Below are 15,816 nucleotides of genomic sequence, written 5' to 3'. Positions count from 1 at the left end.
GCTGGTTACGGGTCTGATCACGCGAGTTGCGCGGATCAGCCCGGCATCGCGATCGTCTGGCCCGGCTTCATCGTCGGGCCGCAGTCGTCCAGCGGGCCGCCGAAGCGGTTGGCCGCCACCTCGGGGGCCGTCTTCGCCGCGTAGTCCTGCGCCGCCTTCAGCTTGGCCGGGTCGGTGGCCACGTCGCGGCGGACCCAGTCGCCGTTGCGGAGGCCCTCGATCGGGGAGCTGTAGATCAGCACGTAGTCGCGGTCGAGCCGCGGGTCCAGCGCGATGCCGTTGCCCGCCGCCCACGGACCCCACGAGTGGATGAACGTCGGCTTCACGGTGTCGAACACGTAGTTCCGGAGACCCCGCAGGTCGTTGTCGTGCACCAGGTCGGCGATCGGCTTGTTGACCAGGCCCGCCATGTCGACCAGCTCGAGCCTGCTGGTCATCGACGAGCCGCCGAGGTCCGGCAGCAGCAGCGACGCCTTCGGCAGGCCGAGGATGTCGGCGTAGGTGTTGAAGGTGCGGCCGAACCGGTCGGCCACCAGGCACGCCGTGATGTTCGGGTTGTCCGCGAACTTGTCCGCCGAGGCCGCGAACCCGATGCCCGACGGGACGAACGCGCCCATCAGCACCACGACCACGCCGACGCGCAGCAGCGCCCGCCGGTGGCGCAGGAGCTCACCGGCCGACAGCGTGCCCGCGATGACGGCCAGCGGCCAGATCGGGCTGGCGAACCGGTGCTGGTACATCCAGTCGGCGACCATCACGCCGTACGCGACGACCCCGAGCCCCAGCGGCACCAGCAACGCGATCAGCGGACGCCGCCACGGGGCCTTGACCAGCGCGAACACGATCACCAGCGCCAGCACGACCACGCCGGCCCAGCCCGCGTAGGCGACCAGCTCGAACGGCCGCTTCACGGCGTCGAAGCCGGGCAGGCCCTGCTGCTTCGCCACCGAAGGGTTGGCCAGCAGCCGGCCGAACTCCGCGTGCCGCCAGACGACGTACGCACCGAACGGCACGGCGAACGCCGCCACCGACAGCAGCGCGAACCGGAAGCTCTTCCAGAACAGCCCGGACCGCAGCAGGAACAGCGCGGCCAGCGGGTACGCGCCCGCGTAGATCAGGCCTTCCGGCCGGGTCAGCGCGGCGAAGGCCACGATGACGCCCGCCCCCAGCGCGACCTTCGGCGTCAGCAGCTTGTCCCGCTTCACCGAGACGAACAGCGTCACGCCGAGGGTGACGACCGCGAACGCGAACAGCGAGTTCTCGAGGCCGGACACGACCCAGATGACGTACGACGGGATCGTCGCCAGCGTCAGGCCGACGACCAGCGTCGCGAGCCAGGCGAAGCGGGTGAAGATCTGCTTCGCGGCGATGTAGCAGGCCGTCAGGACGCCGCCGGTGAACAGCAGGCCCAGCGCCTTGGGGAACAGCACGTAGTCCGGGATGCCGAACAGCAGGCCGTGGTCGAAGAGGCCCACGAGCTTGCCGACGCCGAGCAGGACCATCCACGTCGGGTCGGAGAAGCCCTCGACCGGCGGGGCGCCCGGCTGCAGCACCGGGCCGAGGCCGTCGGCGAAGCTGCGGGCGTAGGAGAAGGTGATGGCGGCGTCGTCGACGATCCAGTGGCCGTAGCGGGTGGCGTGGACGGCGACCGCCGCGACACCGGCGAGCACGGCCAGCACCGGCGCGAGCCGCGCGCCCCAGCCCCGCCTGGTCGTGGCGGGTGCGGGGTCCTCGGGGACGTCGCTCGGGGAGGTCTCGGTGAGTGCGCTAGCCGTCATGTCCTCGTCACTGTTCCGCCCGCAGGCATCTGCCGGTGGGATACGCGCGAGCCGGCGCCCCCTGATCGGACCCGGGACCTGGGCCCTCACCGCGGCGACGCGGCCCGAGCCACTGTAGCCAATACCCCATCCGGGGTCGGCCACGCGTCGGCATTGAGCGTGATCCACCCCACACTTTCCTGAATATCACAGCGCCAGTCAGGCCAGGTGCGAGGTGTCGTTGACGAGGCGCACCGAGGCGTTCCCGTCCGGGTAGAACTCGACGATCGACAGGGACGCCAGATCGAGGTGCAGCCGGAACAGCAGCTGCGGGCCGGCGTCGAGCCCCATCCGGAGCAGGGTCTTGATCGGCGTCACGTGGCTGACCAGCACCAACGTCCGCCCCCCGTGCTCGGCGATCAGCTCGTCGCGGGCCTTGCGGACCCGGCGGTGCACGACGTCGAAGCTCTCTCCGCCGGGCGGCGGGACCGAGCTGTCGCCGAGCCACGATCGGTGCAGTTCGGGGTCTCGGTCGGCCGCTTCGGGGAAGGTCAGGCCTTCCCACTCGCCGAAGTCGGTCTCGATGAGGCCGAGGTGGGTCTCGACGCGGCCGCCGAGCGCGTCGGCGACGGCCTGCGCGGTCTGCTTCGTCCGGGTCAGCGGCGAGGAGATGATCGGGACGGCCTCGCCGTCGACGACCAGGCCGTCGGTCGCGGCCAGCCGCTTCGCCGCCGCCGCGGCCTGCGCGCGGCCCAGCTCGGTCAGCGGGACGTCGCCGCGGCCGGAGTAGCGGCGCAGCGCCGACATCTCCGTCTGGCCGTGGCGCAGCAGGAGCAACCGGGTCGGGGTGCCGCTGGCGCCGGTCCAGGCCACCGCCGCGCGGTCGGGTTTCCGGGTCGGCAGCTGCGGTTTCTTCGCGGCGGTTCCGGGTCGGCCGGCGGCGGGCTTGCCGGTCGCCGCGTCCATGGCTTCGTTGGCGAGCCGGTCGGCGTGGGAGTTCTGCGCGCGCGGGATCCACTCGTACCCGACGCGCGAGAACCCGGCGGCCAGTTCCTTGGCGCGCCCGGCGAGCGGCTGCATGTCCGGGTGCTTGATCTTCCAGCGCCCGGACATCTGCTCGACCACGAGCTTCGAGTCCATCCGGACGTCCACAGTGGACGCTCCGACCTCGGCGGCGGCGGTCAGCCCGGCGATCAGGCCGTTGTACTCGGCGACGTTGTTGGTGACGACGCCGAGGCTTTCCTTGCGCTCGGCGAGGACCTGGCCGTCGCTGTCCTTGACGACCGCGCCGTAGCCGGCCGGCCCGGGGTTGCCTCGGGAACCGCCGTCGGCCTCGACTACCACATGCTTTGGGGGGTCCGTGGGGGCGAAGCCCCCCGGGCGGGGTTCGGGGGTTGCACCCCCGGAAACACCGTGCGAAGTCACAGACCCGACTCCATGGTCCGGACCAGGATCGCGCCGCAGTTCTCGCACTGGATGACGTCGTCCTCCGGCGCACCCTTGATCTCGTTGACGGTGTTGCGGTCCAGCTCCAGCTGGCAGGCGCCGCAGCGGCGGGCGCGCAGCAGCGCGGCCCCGATGCCCTTGTGCTCGCGGACCCGTTCGTACAGCTTGAGCAGCGGCTCCGGGAAGCGCAGCAGCAGCTTCGCGCGGTCTTCGTCGCGGCGCGCGCGGGTCGTGTCGAGGTCCTTGAACGCCTCGTCGCGGCGGACGATCGCGGCGGCGACCTCGGTCTCGGCCTTGTCCACCTCGGCGCCGGTGCGCTGCGCGTCCAGGCCGAGGGCCTCGCGCTGCTCCATCAGCTCCAGCAGGTCGTCTTCGAGCGCGCTCTGGCGGCGTTCCAGCGACTGCAGCTCGTGCTCGATGTCGGTCATCTGCTTCGAGTTGACCGACCCGGACGCCAGGAGCTTGCGGTCGCGGTCCTCGCGGGCGCGGACCGACTCGATCTCCTTCTCCTGCCGGGCGATCTCACGGTCGAGGTCGGAGGCGGCGGTCTCCACCGAGACGAGCGCGTCGCGGCGGTCACGGACGGTCTTCTCCCCCGCGTCGATCTCGGCCAGCTCGGGCAGGGTGCGGCGGCGGTGCGCGGTGCGCGAGAGCTCGGCGTCCACCTTGGCGAGCTCGAGCAACTGACGCTGCACGGCGGGTTCGGCCTTCACGGTGCTCCTCTTAATTCGATGTGCGCTCGGCGCGGACGTTCCACGGGTCGGTGCACCGCGTGGAGACGTGAACGTCGACGTTACCCGCAAACGCCTCGGCCACGACCGCCGAGGCTTGCCCGCACCAGGGCCATTCGCTGGCCCAGTGGGTCAGCCCGACCAGTGCGGGCACCGGGCCCCGGCCGGCCAGGTGCTCGCCGGCGGGGTGATGCCGCAGGTCCGCGGTGACGAAGGCGTCGGCACCGGCCGCGGTGGCCTGCTTCAGGTAGGAGTCCCCGGCACCGCCGGACACGGCGACGGTGCGGATCGGGCGGTCTTCGTCGCCGGCCCCGAGCACCCCCGGAACGGTCTCGGGCAGGGCGTCGGCGACGCGCTGGACGAACACCGCGAACGGCTCGGGCTCGGGCAGCTCGCCGAGGCGGCCGATGCCGGTGACGCCGTCGGCGTTCGGCGCGAGCGGCCCGGTCACGCGCAGGCCGATCGCCGTGGCCAGCGCGTCGGAGACGCCGGGGTCGGCGGAGTCGGCGTTGGTGTGCGCGCAGTAGAGGGCGATGCCTTCGCGGATCATCCGGTGCACCAGGGCACCCTTGGCGGAGTCGGCGGGCACGCCGTGCACGCCGCGCAGCAGCAGCGGGTGGTGGGCGACGATCAGCTGCGCACCGAGGTCCGCGGCCTCGTCGACGGTTTCGGCGACGGGGTCGACGCAGAACAGCACGCGCGACACGGGTTCGGCGGGATCGCCGCAGACGAGGCCGACGGCGTCCCACGACTCGGCGAGCGCGGGCGGGTAGGCCTGTTCCAGCACGGAGATGACTTCGGAAAGGGCGGAAGGCGCGGACACCCGGGGATCTTCGCATGTACCGTCCGGAACCATGCGCCTTCGGTCCTTGCTCGTCACGGTGACGGCGGTCCTCGCCGGCTCACTCCTCTTCGCGGTCCCCGCTTCGGCTTCGAGCCCGTCGTTTTCGAGTCCGTCGTTTTCGAGTCCGTCGCTGTGGCGGCTCACCGACCTGGCCGCCCAGCGCGTCCGGATCGCCGACCAGGTGGCCGCGGCCAAGTACGGCACGCCGTCGCCGATCGACGACCCGGCGCGCGAGCAGCAGATCTACGACTCGGTCGCGGCGCGGGCCCCGCAGCTGGGCCTCGACCCGGCGGACGCGGTCCGGTTCTTCCACGCCCAGATCGAGGCGAACAAGGTGGTGCAGCGCGGCCTCTACGCGCGCTGGGACGCGCACCCCGCGGAGGCGCCCACGACCCGCCCCGGCCTCGGGCAGATCCGCCCGGTGATCGACGGGCTGAACACGAGCCTGCTGACCGAGCTGGCGGCGACGATCCCGGTGCGGGCGGCGCGTTCGTGCCCGGCGCACCAGCTGGTGTCCGCGGCTTTCGCGGACGTCGTGCACCATTTCGACGCGCTGCACGCGCACGCCCTCGGCGAAGCGACTTCGGCGACGTGTACGGCCGGTTAGGGGCGCCGCGGCGGCCTCGGGCCGCCGCGGTCGCCGGGGGCGGTCAGTTGCAGTTGCCGCAGCAGCCGCAGCCCTGGCCGGTGCACTTCGAGCAGCACCCGTGCATGATCGCTCTCCTTCCGGTTCGCGTCCTCGCCCGATCGACGCTAAGTGCGCGGCGCGGACCGCGGATACCGCCGAGCGGGCGGGTGACCGGGTGAACCCGGCGGTTACCCATCTGGCCAAAAGCAGGCCGCCCCCCGCGCGGGACGCAGCCGTCGCTGCGGAAGCCTTAGGCCGTGACTGTGGCCGGATTGGTAACAATCGGCACAGTACGCTCGGGACGTGACGCACATCGTCTTCGTCTGTTCCGGCAACATCTGCCGCTCCCCGATGGCCGAGCTGGTGTTCCGGGCCCGGCTCGACGACGCCGGCCTCGGTGACGCCGTGCGCGTGACGAGCGCGGGCACCGGGCCGTGGCACGCCGGGGAGCCCGCCGACAAGCGCGCCCGCGCGACGCTCAAGGCGCACGGCTATCCGACCGCGCACGTCGCCTCCGAGGTGTCGGACGAGGACCTGGCCGCCGACCTCCTGCTGGCCGCCGACGAAGGGCACGCGGAGTTCCTGCGGGCGCGGGCCGGCGACCCGGCGAAGGTGCGGCTGCTGCGGTCGTTCGACCCGGCGGCCCCCGAAGGCGCCGAGGTCCCGGACCCGTACTACGGCGGCGACGACGGCTTCGAAGACGTTCTCGGCATGATCGAGCGCTCGGTGCCCGGTTTGCTGGATTGGGTGCGTTCGCGGGGGTAGAGGTCACAGCCCGCGAAGGCCGCCGGAGGGCACGGGCTACCGTGGTGGGGTGCGGTTGCGGTTCCTGCTCCGGCCCGGGTGGCTGGCTCTGACGGCGGTGGTGTTCACCTTCGCCATCTGCTGCTTCACGCTCCTCGCGCCGTGGCAGTTCAGCCGCAACGCCGAGCGCGAGCAGCAGAACTCCGCGCTCACGACGTCGTTCACCGCCGCTCCGGTGCCGCTGGCGCAGCTGCTGCCGCCGGGGAGTGAGCCCGGTCAGCGCACCGAATGGCACCTCGTCTCGATCACCGGCCAGTACCTGCCGGACAAGGAGGTCGCCGCGCGGCTGCGGACGGTCCAGGGTGAAGGTGCCTACGAAGTGCTGACGCCGCTGCGGACCGCCGACGGCACGGTCGTGCTGATCGACCGGGGTTACGTCCGGCTCGACAGCAAGTCGGGCATGCTGCCGTACGCGCCGCCGCCGGCCGGGATCGTGCAGGTGACCGCGCGGGCGCGGGCGGACGAGACCGACCCGAAGAACCGCGACGCGTTCGCCGACGATTCGACCGGCGGGAAGCTCCAGAGCTACGTCGTCGATTCGCGGGTCGTCGCGCGGGCGGGGAAGCTCGACATCCGGCCCGGGTACTTCCAGCTCGACGTCGGCCAGCCCGGCGTGCTCGACGCGCTGCCGCTGCCGCAGACCGACTCGGGGCCGTTCCTGTCGTACGCGCTGCAGTGGATCGCGTTCGGGACGATGGCGCTGCTCGGCTGGCTGTACTTCACGGTCCGCGAGCTGAAGCCGGGTGGGGCGCTGAACGCTTCCTCCGCTCCTACGCGCCGGAAGTCCGTCTCGGAGATCCTGGCCGAGGACGAGTACGCCGAAAGTGGCCCTCAGAGATAGGCCGGAAATGGCCCTGTAGTGAGGCCACTTGCCTCGCCGATACTCGGGTCATGCTGATCCACCCGTGGGACGCCGCCTCGGACGCCGAGTGGCGCGAGTGGCTGTCCGGACACGACTTCGGCCAGCTCATCGCCGGTGGGGTGGGCCGCGACCTGCCCGTGGTGACACCGGCGCACTTCGCGTTCGACGGCGACCGCACGATCCTCACGCACCTGGCCCGCCCGAACCCGATCTGGCCGTTGCTGGAGGAGCACCCCCGGGCGCTGCTGACGGTGGTCGGCGACCACACCTACATCCGCGCGGACTGGAACACGGCCGCGGACCCCGCCCACGGCGTGCCGACGTCGTACTACGCGACGGTGCAGCTCGAAGGGGACGTGCGCCTGGTCGACGATCCGGCGTCGAAGGCAGCGCTGCTCGACAAGCAGCTGCGGCACTTCGAGCCGGACGGCTCGCGGGCGCCGGTGAGCGCGGCCGAGGCCCCGGACCGGCGGCTGCTGCCGGGGATCCGCGGGATCGAGTTCGCGATCACCGGGGTGCGCGCGAAGTTCAAGTTCGGCGGGAACAAGCCGGCCGAGGACCGGGAGCGGATCGGGGCCCGGCTGGCGGAGCGCGGTGGGCCGCTGGACGAGGAGGCCCTGGCGCAGCTGCGCCGCCGCGGCTGAACGAGCGCTCCCCCGCCCTCCCTGGCACGGTTCCGGCAAAGTCGGCTGCTGCCGCGGTGTCTTGAATGACTCATTCAGGTCTTCGGAGGTCCTGAATGAGTCATTCAAGACCTCAGCGAGTCGCCGATCCGCGAACCGGGCGCGACTTTGCCGACCCCCCGCCCTCCCTGGGGGGCGTCCCCAAGTCCAGTTTACCGGCGGCAGGCGGCAAAACCGCCGGAAAACGAGCTGGGCAGCGCAACTGTCCACATCCGACCGCCCCTGTGGACAACTGCGTTCAGCTCGGGCGGCGCCAAAGGCCCGCGGCCACCGCCAGCACCACCGAAGTGACCCCGGCCAGCCAACCCACGACCCGGGACAGCTCCACCGCCCGCGTCACGTGCCCCGCGTCCGGGTTCCGCCCCACACCCAGCACCGGCAGCTCCGCCACCCCGTGCGGGTACACCGTCCGCCCGCCGACGCGGACCTCCAATGCTCCCGCGAACGCCGCCTCCACGCGGCCCGCGTTCGGGCTCGGGTGGGCGATCGTGTCGCGGCGCCATGCCCGCCACGCGCCGCCCGCCGAGCCGCCGACCACCGGGGCCGCCAGGACCGTCAAGGCGGCTGCCACCCGCGTCGGGACCAGGTGGACCAGTTCGTCGAGGCGGTCGATCGCCCAGTGGCCGCGGCGTCCCGCCCGGGCCCGGCGCAGCAGGCTCACCGCCCGCGCGCCCAGCAGGCCCGGCACCCCCGCCAGCGCGCCCCACACCAGCGGCGCCACGACCGCGTCGGACGTGTTCTCCGCCAACGTCTCCACCGAGGCCCGGGACAGCGCGATCGCGTTCAGCCCGTCGGCGACCCGGGGGTCCAGTTCGGACAGTGTCGAGCGCGCCGGCTCGAAGCGGCACTCCTCGAGGTCGCGGGCCAGCTCCGTGCCCTGCAGCGCCAGGCCCGCCGCGCCGAGGACCGCCCACGTCGTCACCGCCGTCGCCGACGCCTGCACCAGGGGGCGGCCGCGGCCGGCCCGCTCCAGCAGCGCCCCGCCCAGCACCGCCGCGCCGGCGACCAGGACGCCCGAGCGGGGCGGGAGACGGCGGAACGCCGTCACCGGGAGCCGCCGCCGGGGGTCGCCGACGGCGCCGTCGGCCGCCACACCCAGCACCAACCCGATCGCGCGTGCCGCGCTCACCTGTGCCCCCTGGCGTAAGAAAGTCCAGTTCCGCGAGGAGGCTACTCGACCTCGGGCCCGCCCTCGGATACCAGGGCGGCGATCTCGTCCCGCGCCTGGACGACGATGTCGCGCATCGCCCGCTCCGCCCGGTCCGCCTCGCCGGCGGCCACCGCCGCGGCCACCTCCAGGTGCAGCGCGACGGCCTCGGGCTGCGGCTCCGGCGGCATCAGGCCGTGCCCGGTCCGCCCGGTGAGCACCTCCGCGACGACGTCGGACAGCTGCCCGAACATCGAGTTCCGGGACGCGGTCAGCAGCAGGTCGTGGAAGGCGATGTCGAACCCGAGGAACGCCGAGAGGTCGCGCGCGCGGGCCGTCCGCGCCAGCCGCTCCCCCAGCGCGCCGAGGCGGCCGCGCTCCTCCGGCGTCGCGCGCAGGGCCGCGAACCGCGCCGCGCACGGCTCGATCGCCGACCGCAGCTCGTTCAGCGTGGCGAGCGCCGCCGGGCGGGCCGGCCCGTCGAGCTGCCAGCGGATCAGCCGCGGGTCGTAGTGGTTCCACTCCGCAGGCTCACGGACGATCACCCCGACGCGCCGCTTGCTGCTGGTCAGCCGCATCGTCTCGAGCACGCGGACGACCTCGCGGGCCACGGTCCGCGAAGCGCCGAAGCGTTCCTGAAGCTCTTCGGAGCGCAGCACGGTGCCCGGCGCCAGCGATCCGTTCGCGATCGCCGCGCCCAGCGCGTCCAGTACCTGTTCGTGCCTGTCGGTCCCCACACCTCCGAGGCTAACGTCTGATTCGATTAAGTAGTACTTCATCTTGAATAAGTAGTACTTTTGAGTTTCACTCGCCTGGGCACAACGAAGTGGGAGGTGCGGGATGACCGTCATCGTGGTGATGGGGGTGTCAGGCTCCGGGAAGACGACGATCGGCACAGCGCTCGCGCACGCCTTGGACGTCGAATACGCCGAAGCGGACACGTTCCATCCGAAGGCCAACATCGACAAGATGACCGCGGGCACGCCGCTGACCGACGAAGACCGCGCGCCCTGGCTCGAAGCCATCGCCGGCTGGATCCGCGACCACCAGGCCGCCGGCGGCGTCGTGACGTCGTCCGCGCTCAAGCGCCGGTACCGCGACGTCCTGCGCGGCGGCGGCGACGTCTGGTTCGCCCACCTGAACGGCGACCGGGCGCAGCTGGCCGAGCGGATGAAGACCCGCTCCGGCCACTTCATGCCCGTGTCACTCCTGGACTCCCAGCTCGCCGACCTCGAACCCCTCGAACCGGACGAGGCCGGCGCCGTCTTCGACAACACCGGCGGCACTCCGGAAGAGATCACCGAAGCCGTGCTGGCCGCCTTCCGGGAGCACGGGTGAACGCCGTCCTCGCCACCGGCTGGACCGGCCACGACACCCGCCTGATCGCCGCGACCGTCGTCGCGATCGCCGTCATCGTCGTGCTGATCACGAAGGTGAAGCTGCACCCTTTCCTGTCGCTGACGCTCGGCTCGCTCGTGCTCGGCCTGACCGCCGGGATGCCGATCACCGACGTGATCAAGAAGTTCTCCGCCGGGGTCGGCAGCACGGTCGCGTCCGTCGGCATCCTGATCGCCCTCGGCGCGATGCTCGGCAAACTGCTGGCCGACTCCGGCGGCGCCGACCAGATCGTCGACACCGTGCTCGGCAAGGCCCGCGGCGCCGCGCTGCCCTGGGCGATGGCGCTGGTCGCGGCACTGATCGGGCTGCCGATGTTCTTCGAGATCGGGCTCGTCCTGCTCATCCCGGTGGTGCTGCTCGCGGTCAAGCGCACCGGGAAACCGTTGATGCTGCTGGGGATTCCCGCCCTCGCCGGGCTTTCCGTGCTGCACGGGCTCGTCCCGCCGCACCCCGGCCCGCTGGCCGCGGCGGGTGCGTTGAACGCGAACGTCGGGGTCACGCTGGCGTTCGGCCTGCTCGTCGGCATCCCGACGCTGGTCGTCGCGGGCCCGCTGTTCGGCAAGGTCGCGGCGCGGCTGGTGCCGGACGCCGTGGCCCCCGAGCGGCTCATCCCCGAACGCGCCGACACGGACAAGCCGCGGCCGAGCTTCGCCGCGACGTTGACGACTGTGCTGCTACCGGTCGTGCTCATGCTGGCGAAAGCCCTGTCGGACATCCTGCTGGCCAAGGACAACCAGGCCCGGAAGATCTTCGACTTCGCCGGCGACCCGCTGATCGCGCTGCTCGCGGCGGTACTGGTGGGCATGGTGCTGCTCGGCCGCCCGGCCGGGCTGGACCGCGCCAAACTGTCCACTGTGGTCGGTGACTCGCTCGGCCCGATCGCCGGGATCATCCTCATCGTCGGCGCGGGCGGCGGGTTCAAGCAGACGCTCGTCGAGGCCGGCGTCGGGGACGTCATCACCGGCCTGGCCAAGGACGCGCACCTCTCGCCGCTGCTGCTCGGCTGGCTGGTCGCGGTCGCGATCCGGCTGGCGACGGGTTCGGCCACGGTCGCGACGGTCTCCGCGGCCGGCATCGTGGCACCCCTGGCCGCGGACATGGACCCGTCGCACAGCGCGCTGCTGGTGCTCGCGATCGGCGCCGGATCGCTGTTCTTCTCGCACGTCAACGACGCCGGGTTCTGGCTGGTCAAGGAGTACTTCGGACTCTCGGTCGGCCAGACGCTCAAGAGCTGGTCGGTGATGGAGACGCTCATCTCGGTGGTCGCCATCGCGCTGATCCTCCCGCTCTCCCTGGTGGTCTAACTCCAGGTCCGTGAATGGCACATTGAGGGACTTAGAGTCCCTCAATGTGCCATTCACGGCTTTTGGCAGGCGTTGACATGTGACCTTTTGGTCACCTATCTTCGAGGGGTGCAAGACGACCTGGTGTTCAAGGCGCTGGCGGATCCGACCCGCCGGTACCTGCTCGACCTGCTCTTCGAGCGTGACGGCCGCACGCTCACCGAGCTGGAGACCCAGGTGGAGATGACCCGCTTCGGCGTCATGAAGCACCTGAAGCTTCTGGAAGAAGCCGGGCTCGTCATCGCACGCAAGGAAGGCCGCGAGAAGCGGCACTTCCTCAACCCCGTCCCGATCCGCCAGATCCACGACCGGTGGATCGACAAGTACACCGAGCGCCAGGTCACCGCGCTCCTCGATCTCAAGAACGAGCTGGAAGGCGAAGAACCATGACGAACACCGTGCAGGTCCACCGCGTCTACATCAAGGCGACCCCCGAGCGCATCTGGGAGGCCATCACCAAGCCCGAGTGGACCGAGAAGTACGGCTACACCGGCCTCGCCGACTTCGACCTCAAGGTCGGCGGCAAGCACCGCACCCGCCCGACGCAGGCGTTCATCGACGCCGGGCTCACCGGCGACCTCGTCGACGGCGAAGTCCTCGAGGTCGACCCGCCGCGCAAGCTGGTCATCACCTGGAAACTGCTGCTGGGCCCCGAAGAGATGGCCGGTGAGCCGTACACGACACTCACCTACGACATCGAGGCGACGAAGACCGCGGGGACGCGGCTCACCGTCACCCACGACGTCACCGGCGCCCCGCTGACCGCTGAGATGGTCGCAGGCGTGCACGAGGACGTCAACGCCGGCCCGGGCGAGAACGCGGGTGGCGGCTGGGCCTGGATCCTCTCCGATCTCAAGTCCCTGCTGGAGACCGGCGAGACGATCGTCCCGGCGCCGTAAGGGGGTTCGGCGTGACCTGCCTCGCGCCGCTTCGAGGCAGGTCACGCCGGGTCATGCGCGCTGGGTCGCCGCCTTCAGGGCCGCCTTCGCGGCCTCGGTGGCGCCCAGCGTGTCCAGGCCGAACAAAGCCGCGCCGACGACGGGGTTCACGTCGACGACGCGGACCACCGCGCGCGGCGCGACCTTGAGGCACCGGCGCTCGATCTCCGCGATCACCGGCGCGCCGACCCCGGTCAGCACGCCGCCGCCGAGGACGATCTCCGGGGCGTCCGCGGTGAGGTCCAGCTGCCGGAGGATCACCGTCGCGAACACGCTGACCTCCTCGACGAACCGTGTGACGATGTCCTGCGCGACCTCGTCGCCCGCCGCGGCCACCTCGAACAGCAGCGGGCACAGGCCGTGGATCGACGCCGCGTCGATCTCTTCGAAGTGCAGGCCCTGCACGACGTCGAGCAGCGTCGGCTGCCCGAAGTAGCGCGCCACGGCCGAGCGCAGCGCCGTCCGCGGGCCGCGGCCGTCCTCGGCTCGCACGGCCCACCACAGCGCCTCTTCGCCGAGCCGGTAGCCGCCGCCCCAGTCGCCGGAGATCTTTCCCAGCGCGGGAAATCGGTGCACGCGGCCGTCGGGGCCGACGCCGGCGCCGTTGATCCCGGCACCGCAGACGACCGCGACGCCCACCCCCGCGCTGCCCGCCCGGAGCAGCGCGAGGGTGTCGTTGCCGACGGTCAGGGTGTCGCTCCAGCCGCGGGCGGACAGGGCCGCGTGCAGCGTCTCCTCCTCGCGCGGGAAGTCGAGTCCGGCGAGGTAGGCCGACGTGTGGATCGCTTCCGGCCGCGTCCCGAACACGGGGTACGCCGCCAAGACCAGCTCTTCCAGCGCCGCGACGCAGGCCGCGACGCCGATGTTCTGCGGCGACGCGCCGGGGCCACGCGAGGACCCCAGCACGACGCCATCTTCCGAGACCACGAGGACCTCGGTCTTGCTGTTCCCGCCGTCGATGGCGATGACCGCCGCCGACGTACTCTTCCCCGCGGAGGCGGAATTGGACGCGCTCATCCGCGGGCCCAGGGCAGGTACTCGCGGTTGATCTGCACCAGCGAATCGGCCAGGGTGTCGGCCTTGGTGTACTGGCCGACCAGCGGGTGCGCCAGCAGCGCATCGGCCACGCGGTCGCGGCCACCCTTCAGCGCCGCCTCCAGCGCCAGGTACTCGTACGACGTCGTCGCCGCGATGAGCCCGGCGAAGTTCTGCTCGACCGGCGGCTGCGGGATCGGCGCCGCGCCTTTCGAGTCCACAGTGGACCGAGCCTCGATGACCGCGTCGTCCGGCAGGAACGGGAACGTGCCGTCGTTGCGGACGTTCACCACGTGCTCCTCGGCCGGGCCACCCGCGGTCAGCGCGTGCACGAGCTGCACCGCCGCCTCGGAGTAATACGCGCCGCCGCGCTTTTCGAGGGACTCCGGCTTCGTGTTCTGCTCCGGGTCGAGGTAGATCTTCAGCAGTTCTTCCTCGACGTCGGACACGACGTCCGCGCGCGGCCGCTCGGTGCGCTGCTTGGTGACCTGCTCGTCGTGCGCGTAGAAGTACTTCAGGTAGTACGACGGCACGACGTTCATCCGTCGCAGCCACTTCCCGGGCACGCTGACCTCGTGGGACAGGTAGTCCAGGTGCTCCTCGAGCAGCTCGGGCAGCCGGTCGACGCCGTCGACGAGGGCGCCGCGCTCCCAGCTCAGGTGGTTGAGCCCGGTGTGGACGAGCTTGACGTCGTCCGCGCCGACCCCCAGGAGCTTCCCGAACTGGCGCTGCAGGTTGATGGCGACGTTGCACAGGCCCACCGCGCGGTGGCCCTCGTTGAGCAGGGCGCGCGTGACGATGCCGACCGGGTTGGTGAAGTTGACGATCCACGTGTCGTCGCCGGCGATCTTGCGGACGCGGTCGGCGATGTCCAGGACCACCGGCACCGTGCGCAACGCCTTCGCGAGGCCACCCGCGCCGGTCGTCTCCTGGCCGACGCAGCCGCAGGCGTGCGGGAACGTCTCGTCGGACCGTCGGGCCCGCTGCCCGCCGACGCGCAGCTGGATCAGCACGGCGGAAGCGCCGTCGACGCCTTCTTCCAGCGACTGCGTCGTCCGGACCTGCGCGGGGTGGCCGGCGTGCTCCAGCAACCGCCGGCTGAACCCGCCGACGGCCTCGACGCGGTAGGCGTCCGGGTCGACCAGCACGATCTCGTCGACGTCCAAAGTGGACCGGCGGCCGGCGATCCCGTCGATCAGCTCCGGCGTGTAGGTGGACCCGCCACCGACGACTGCCAGTTTCATCCCTTGACCCCCGTGAATGTGATGCCCTTGACGAACGACTTCTGCGCGAACACGAACAGCACGATCACCGGCGCCATGATCAGCGCGGTCGCGGCCATCGTCATGTTCCATTCGACATGGTGCATTCCGCGGAAGGACGCGATCGCCAGCGAAAGCGGCCAGTGGTCCTGGTTCTCGCCGGTGTAGAGCAGCGGGCCGAAGTAGTCGTTCCAGGTGAACAGGAAGCAGAACATCGCGGTGGCCGCGATTCCCGGCTTGGCCATCGGGATGAGCACCCGGTACATCGCCTGGAACTCGTTGCAGCCATCGATCTTCGCCGCTTCGATGTAGTCCTTCGGAATGGTGAGGAAGAACTGCCGCAGCAGGAAGATCGAGAACGCGTCGAAGAAGAAGTACGGCACGATCAGCGGCACCAGCGTGCCGGTGAGGCCCATCCGGACCCACAGGTCGTACAGCGGGACGACGGTGACCTGCGGCGGCAGCAGCATCGCGGCCACGGTCAGCATGAAGAACAGGTTCTGCCCGCGCCACCGCAGTTTCGCCAGCCCGTAGGCCGCCGGGATCGCCGAAAGCAGCGCGCCCACGGTCGCGCACGCCGAATACAGCAGGCTGTTGCCGAAGTACTCCAGCAGCGGCGCCTTCTTGAACACCGTCACGAAGTTCTCGAAGTGCCATTCGCTCGGCCACAGGCTCGCCGTCATCGCCTGGTCGCTCTTCATCACCGCGGTCAGGAACACGAACAGGATCGGCAGCATGAAAATGACGCCGAGGGCGATCCCGATCGCGTGCGTCGCGATGTAGGAGAGCCGCTTGTCCCAGTTGCGCTTGAACCGGACGCGGGGCGGCACGGACACCGGCGGCTTGCGCGCGGTGTCGGACAGCGTGATCATGCCCCCACTCCATTCATGCGGGACACCCGCACCCGGTCGGGGTCATGAACAGGCTGTCGCGAGGGT

At 71.3% G+C, this 15,816-nt stretch carries 17 protein-coding genes; 8 read left to right on the top strand and 9 right to left on the bottom strand.

What is annotated here, in order from left to right:
- Nucleotides 1–35 precede the first annotated feature (35 nt).
- The 4 genes from A3CE_RS0129325 to A3CE_RS0129310 all read right to left on the bottom strand — a co-directional run bounded on the left by A3CE_RS0129325 (nucleotide 36) and on the right by A3CE_RS0129310 (nucleotide 4,790).
- Nucleotides 36–1,778: a hypothetical protein gene (locus tag A3CE_RS0129325; RefSeq protein ID WP_020643671.1), complete on the bottom strand. Its 1,743-nt coding sequence runs from the start codon at nucleotides 1,776–1,778 to the stop codon at nucleotides 36–38.
- A 198-nt stretch (nucleotides 1,779–1,976) separates the two neighbouring features.
- Nucleotides 1,977–3,101 carry a bifunctional RNase H/acid phosphatase gene (locus A3CE_RS0129320; protein WP_020643670.1) on the bottom strand — a complete coding sequence of 375 codons (1,125 nt, stop codon included), beginning with the start codon at nucleotides 3,099–3,101 and terminating at the stop codon, nucleotides 1,977–1,979.
- A gap of 77 nt (nucleotides 3,102–3,178) precedes the next feature.
- Nucleotides 3,179–3,916, bottom strand: a complete 738-nt coding sequence (locus A3CE_RS0129315) for a zinc ribbon domain-containing protein (RefSeq protein ID WP_020643669.1) — start codon at nucleotides 3,914–3,916, stop codon at nucleotides 3,179–3,181.
- A gap of 10 nt (nucleotides 3,917–3,926) precedes the next feature.
- Entirely contained in the window at nucleotides 3,927–4,790 is an 864-nt protein-coding gene (locus A3CE_RS0129310; protein ID WP_051183793.1) for a Nif3-like dinuclear metal center hexameric protein, read from the bottom strand.
- Here A3CE_RS0129310 and A3CE_RS0129305 point away from each other — a divergent pair.
- The 4 genes from A3CE_RS0129305 to A3CE_RS0129285 all read left to right on the top strand — a co-directional run bounded on the left by A3CE_RS0129305 (nucleotide 4,789) and on the right by A3CE_RS0129285 (nucleotide 7,716).
- Entirely contained in the window at nucleotides 4,789–5,385 is a 597-nt protein-coding gene (locus tag A3CE_RS0129305) for a chorismate mutase (RefSeq protein WP_026468988.1), read from the top strand. The two genes, A3CE_RS0129310 and A3CE_RS0129305, sit on opposite strands and share 2 nt — an antisense overlap.
- Before the next feature lie 324 nt (nucleotides 5,386–5,709).
- Nucleotides 5,710–6,171 carry a low molecular weight protein-tyrosine-phosphatase gene (locus A3CE_RS0129295; protein WP_020643665.1) on the top strand — a complete coding sequence of 154 codons (462 nt, stop codon included), beginning with the start codon at nucleotides 5,710–5,712 and terminating at the stop codon, nucleotides 6,169–6,171.
- Nucleotides 6,172–6,220: 49 nt separating this feature from the next.
- Nucleotides 6,221–7,051, top strand: a complete 831-nt coding sequence (locus tag A3CE_RS0129290) for an SURF1 family cytochrome oxidase biogenesis protein (protein ID WP_020643664.1) — start codon at nucleotides 6,221–6,223, stop codon at nucleotides 7,049–7,051.
- A 50-nt stretch (nucleotides 7,052–7,101) separates the two neighbouring features.
- Nucleotides 7,102–7,716 carry an FMN-binding negative transcriptional regulator gene (locus A3CE_RS0129285; RefSeq protein WP_020643663.1) on the top strand — a complete coding sequence of 205 codons (615 nt, stop codon included), beginning with the start codon at nucleotides 7,102–7,104 and terminating at the stop codon, nucleotides 7,714–7,716.
- Nucleotides 7,717–7,993: 277 nt separating this feature from the next.
- Here the strand turns inward: A3CE_RS0129285 and A3CE_RS0129280 are convergent, their stop codons facing one another.
- Complete coding sequence (locus A3CE_RS0129280; RefSeq protein ID WP_020643662.1) at nucleotides 7,994–8,884, bottom strand: cobalamin biosynthesis protein CobD/CbiB; 891 nt, start codon at nucleotides 8,882–8,884, stop codon at nucleotides 7,994–7,996.
- Nucleotides 8,885–8,925: 41 nt separating this feature from the next.
- Nucleotides 8,926–9,639 (bottom strand): FadR/GntR family transcriptional regulator, encoded by a 714-nt coding sequence (locus tag A3CE_RS0129275; protein WP_020643661.1) that lies wholly within the window; start codon nucleotides 9,637–9,639, stop codon nucleotides 8,926–8,928.
- A gap of 103 nt (nucleotides 9,640–9,742) precedes the next feature.
- Between A3CE_RS0129275 and A3CE_RS0129270 the strand changes: the two genes are divergently transcribed.
- The 4 genes from A3CE_RS0129270 (at nucleotide 9,743) to A3CE_RS0129255 (ending at nucleotide 12,542) form a co-directional block, all read left to right on the top strand.
- The gene (locus A3CE_RS0129270; RefSeq protein ID WP_020643660.1) at nucleotides 9,743–10,240 is read left to right on the top strand and encodes a gluconokinase; all 498 of its coding nucleotides are present in this window, start codon (nucleotides 9,743–9,745) and stop codon (nucleotides 10,238–10,240) included.
- Complete coding sequence (locus tag A3CE_RS0129265) at nucleotides 10,237–11,604, top strand: GntT/GntP/DsdX family permease (protein ID WP_020643659.1); 1,368 nt, start codon at nucleotides 10,237–10,239, stop codon at nucleotides 11,602–11,604. The genes A3CE_RS0129270 and A3CE_RS0129265 overlap by 4 nt, the downstream gene beginning before the upstream one ends.
- 108 nt (nucleotides 11,605–11,712) lie before the next feature.
- A complete protein-coding gene (locus tag A3CE_RS0129260; RefSeq protein WP_020643658.1) occupies nucleotides 11,713–12,033 on the top strand; it encodes an ArsR/SmtB family transcription factor in 321 nt (106 codons plus the stop codon).
- On the top strand, nucleotides 12,030–12,542 hold the full coding sequence (locus tag A3CE_RS0129255; RefSeq protein WP_020643657.1) for an SRPBCC domain-containing protein: 513 nt from the start codon (nucleotides 12,030–12,032) through the stop codon (nucleotides 12,540–12,542). Before A3CE_RS0129260 ends, A3CE_RS0129255 begins: the two co-directional genes overlap by 4 nt.
- 51 nt (nucleotides 12,543–12,593) lie before the next feature.
- Here A3CE_RS0129255 and A3CE_RS0129250 read toward each other — a convergent pair whose 3' ends face one another.
- From A3CE_RS0129250 to A3CE_RS0129240, 3 genes are read right to left on the bottom strand one after another with little or no spacing between them, the layout of a single operon-like run.
- A complete protein-coding gene (locus A3CE_RS0129250) occupies nucleotides 12,594–13,598 on the bottom strand; it encodes an N-acetylglucosamine kinase (protein ID WP_020643656.1) in 1,005 nt (334 codons plus the stop codon).
- Entirely contained in the window at nucleotides 13,595–14,860 is a 1,266-nt protein-coding gene (locus A3CE_RS0129245) for a 6-phospho-beta-glucosidase (protein ID WP_020643655.1), read from the bottom strand. The genes A3CE_RS0129250 and A3CE_RS0129245 overlap by 4 nt, the downstream gene beginning before the upstream one ends.
- On the bottom strand, nucleotides 14,857–15,750 hold the full coding sequence (locus A3CE_RS0129240; protein WP_020643654.1) for a carbohydrate ABC transporter permease: 894 nt from the start codon (nucleotides 15,748–15,750) through the stop codon (nucleotides 14,857–14,859). The genes A3CE_RS0129245 and A3CE_RS0129240 overlap by 4 nt, the downstream gene beginning before the upstream one ends.
- Nucleotides 15,751–15,816 lie beyond the last annotated feature (66 nt).

It is taken from the genome of Amycolatopsis balhimycina FH 1894 (assembly GCF_000384295.1).
GTDB classification, from domain to species: domain Bacteria; phylum Actinomycetota; class Actinomycetes; order Mycobacteriales; family Pseudonocardiaceae; genus Amycolatopsis; species Amycolatopsis balhimycina.
Note: the sequence above shows the minus strand (reverse complement) of the source record. Positions and strands in the feature narration are given on the sequence as shown.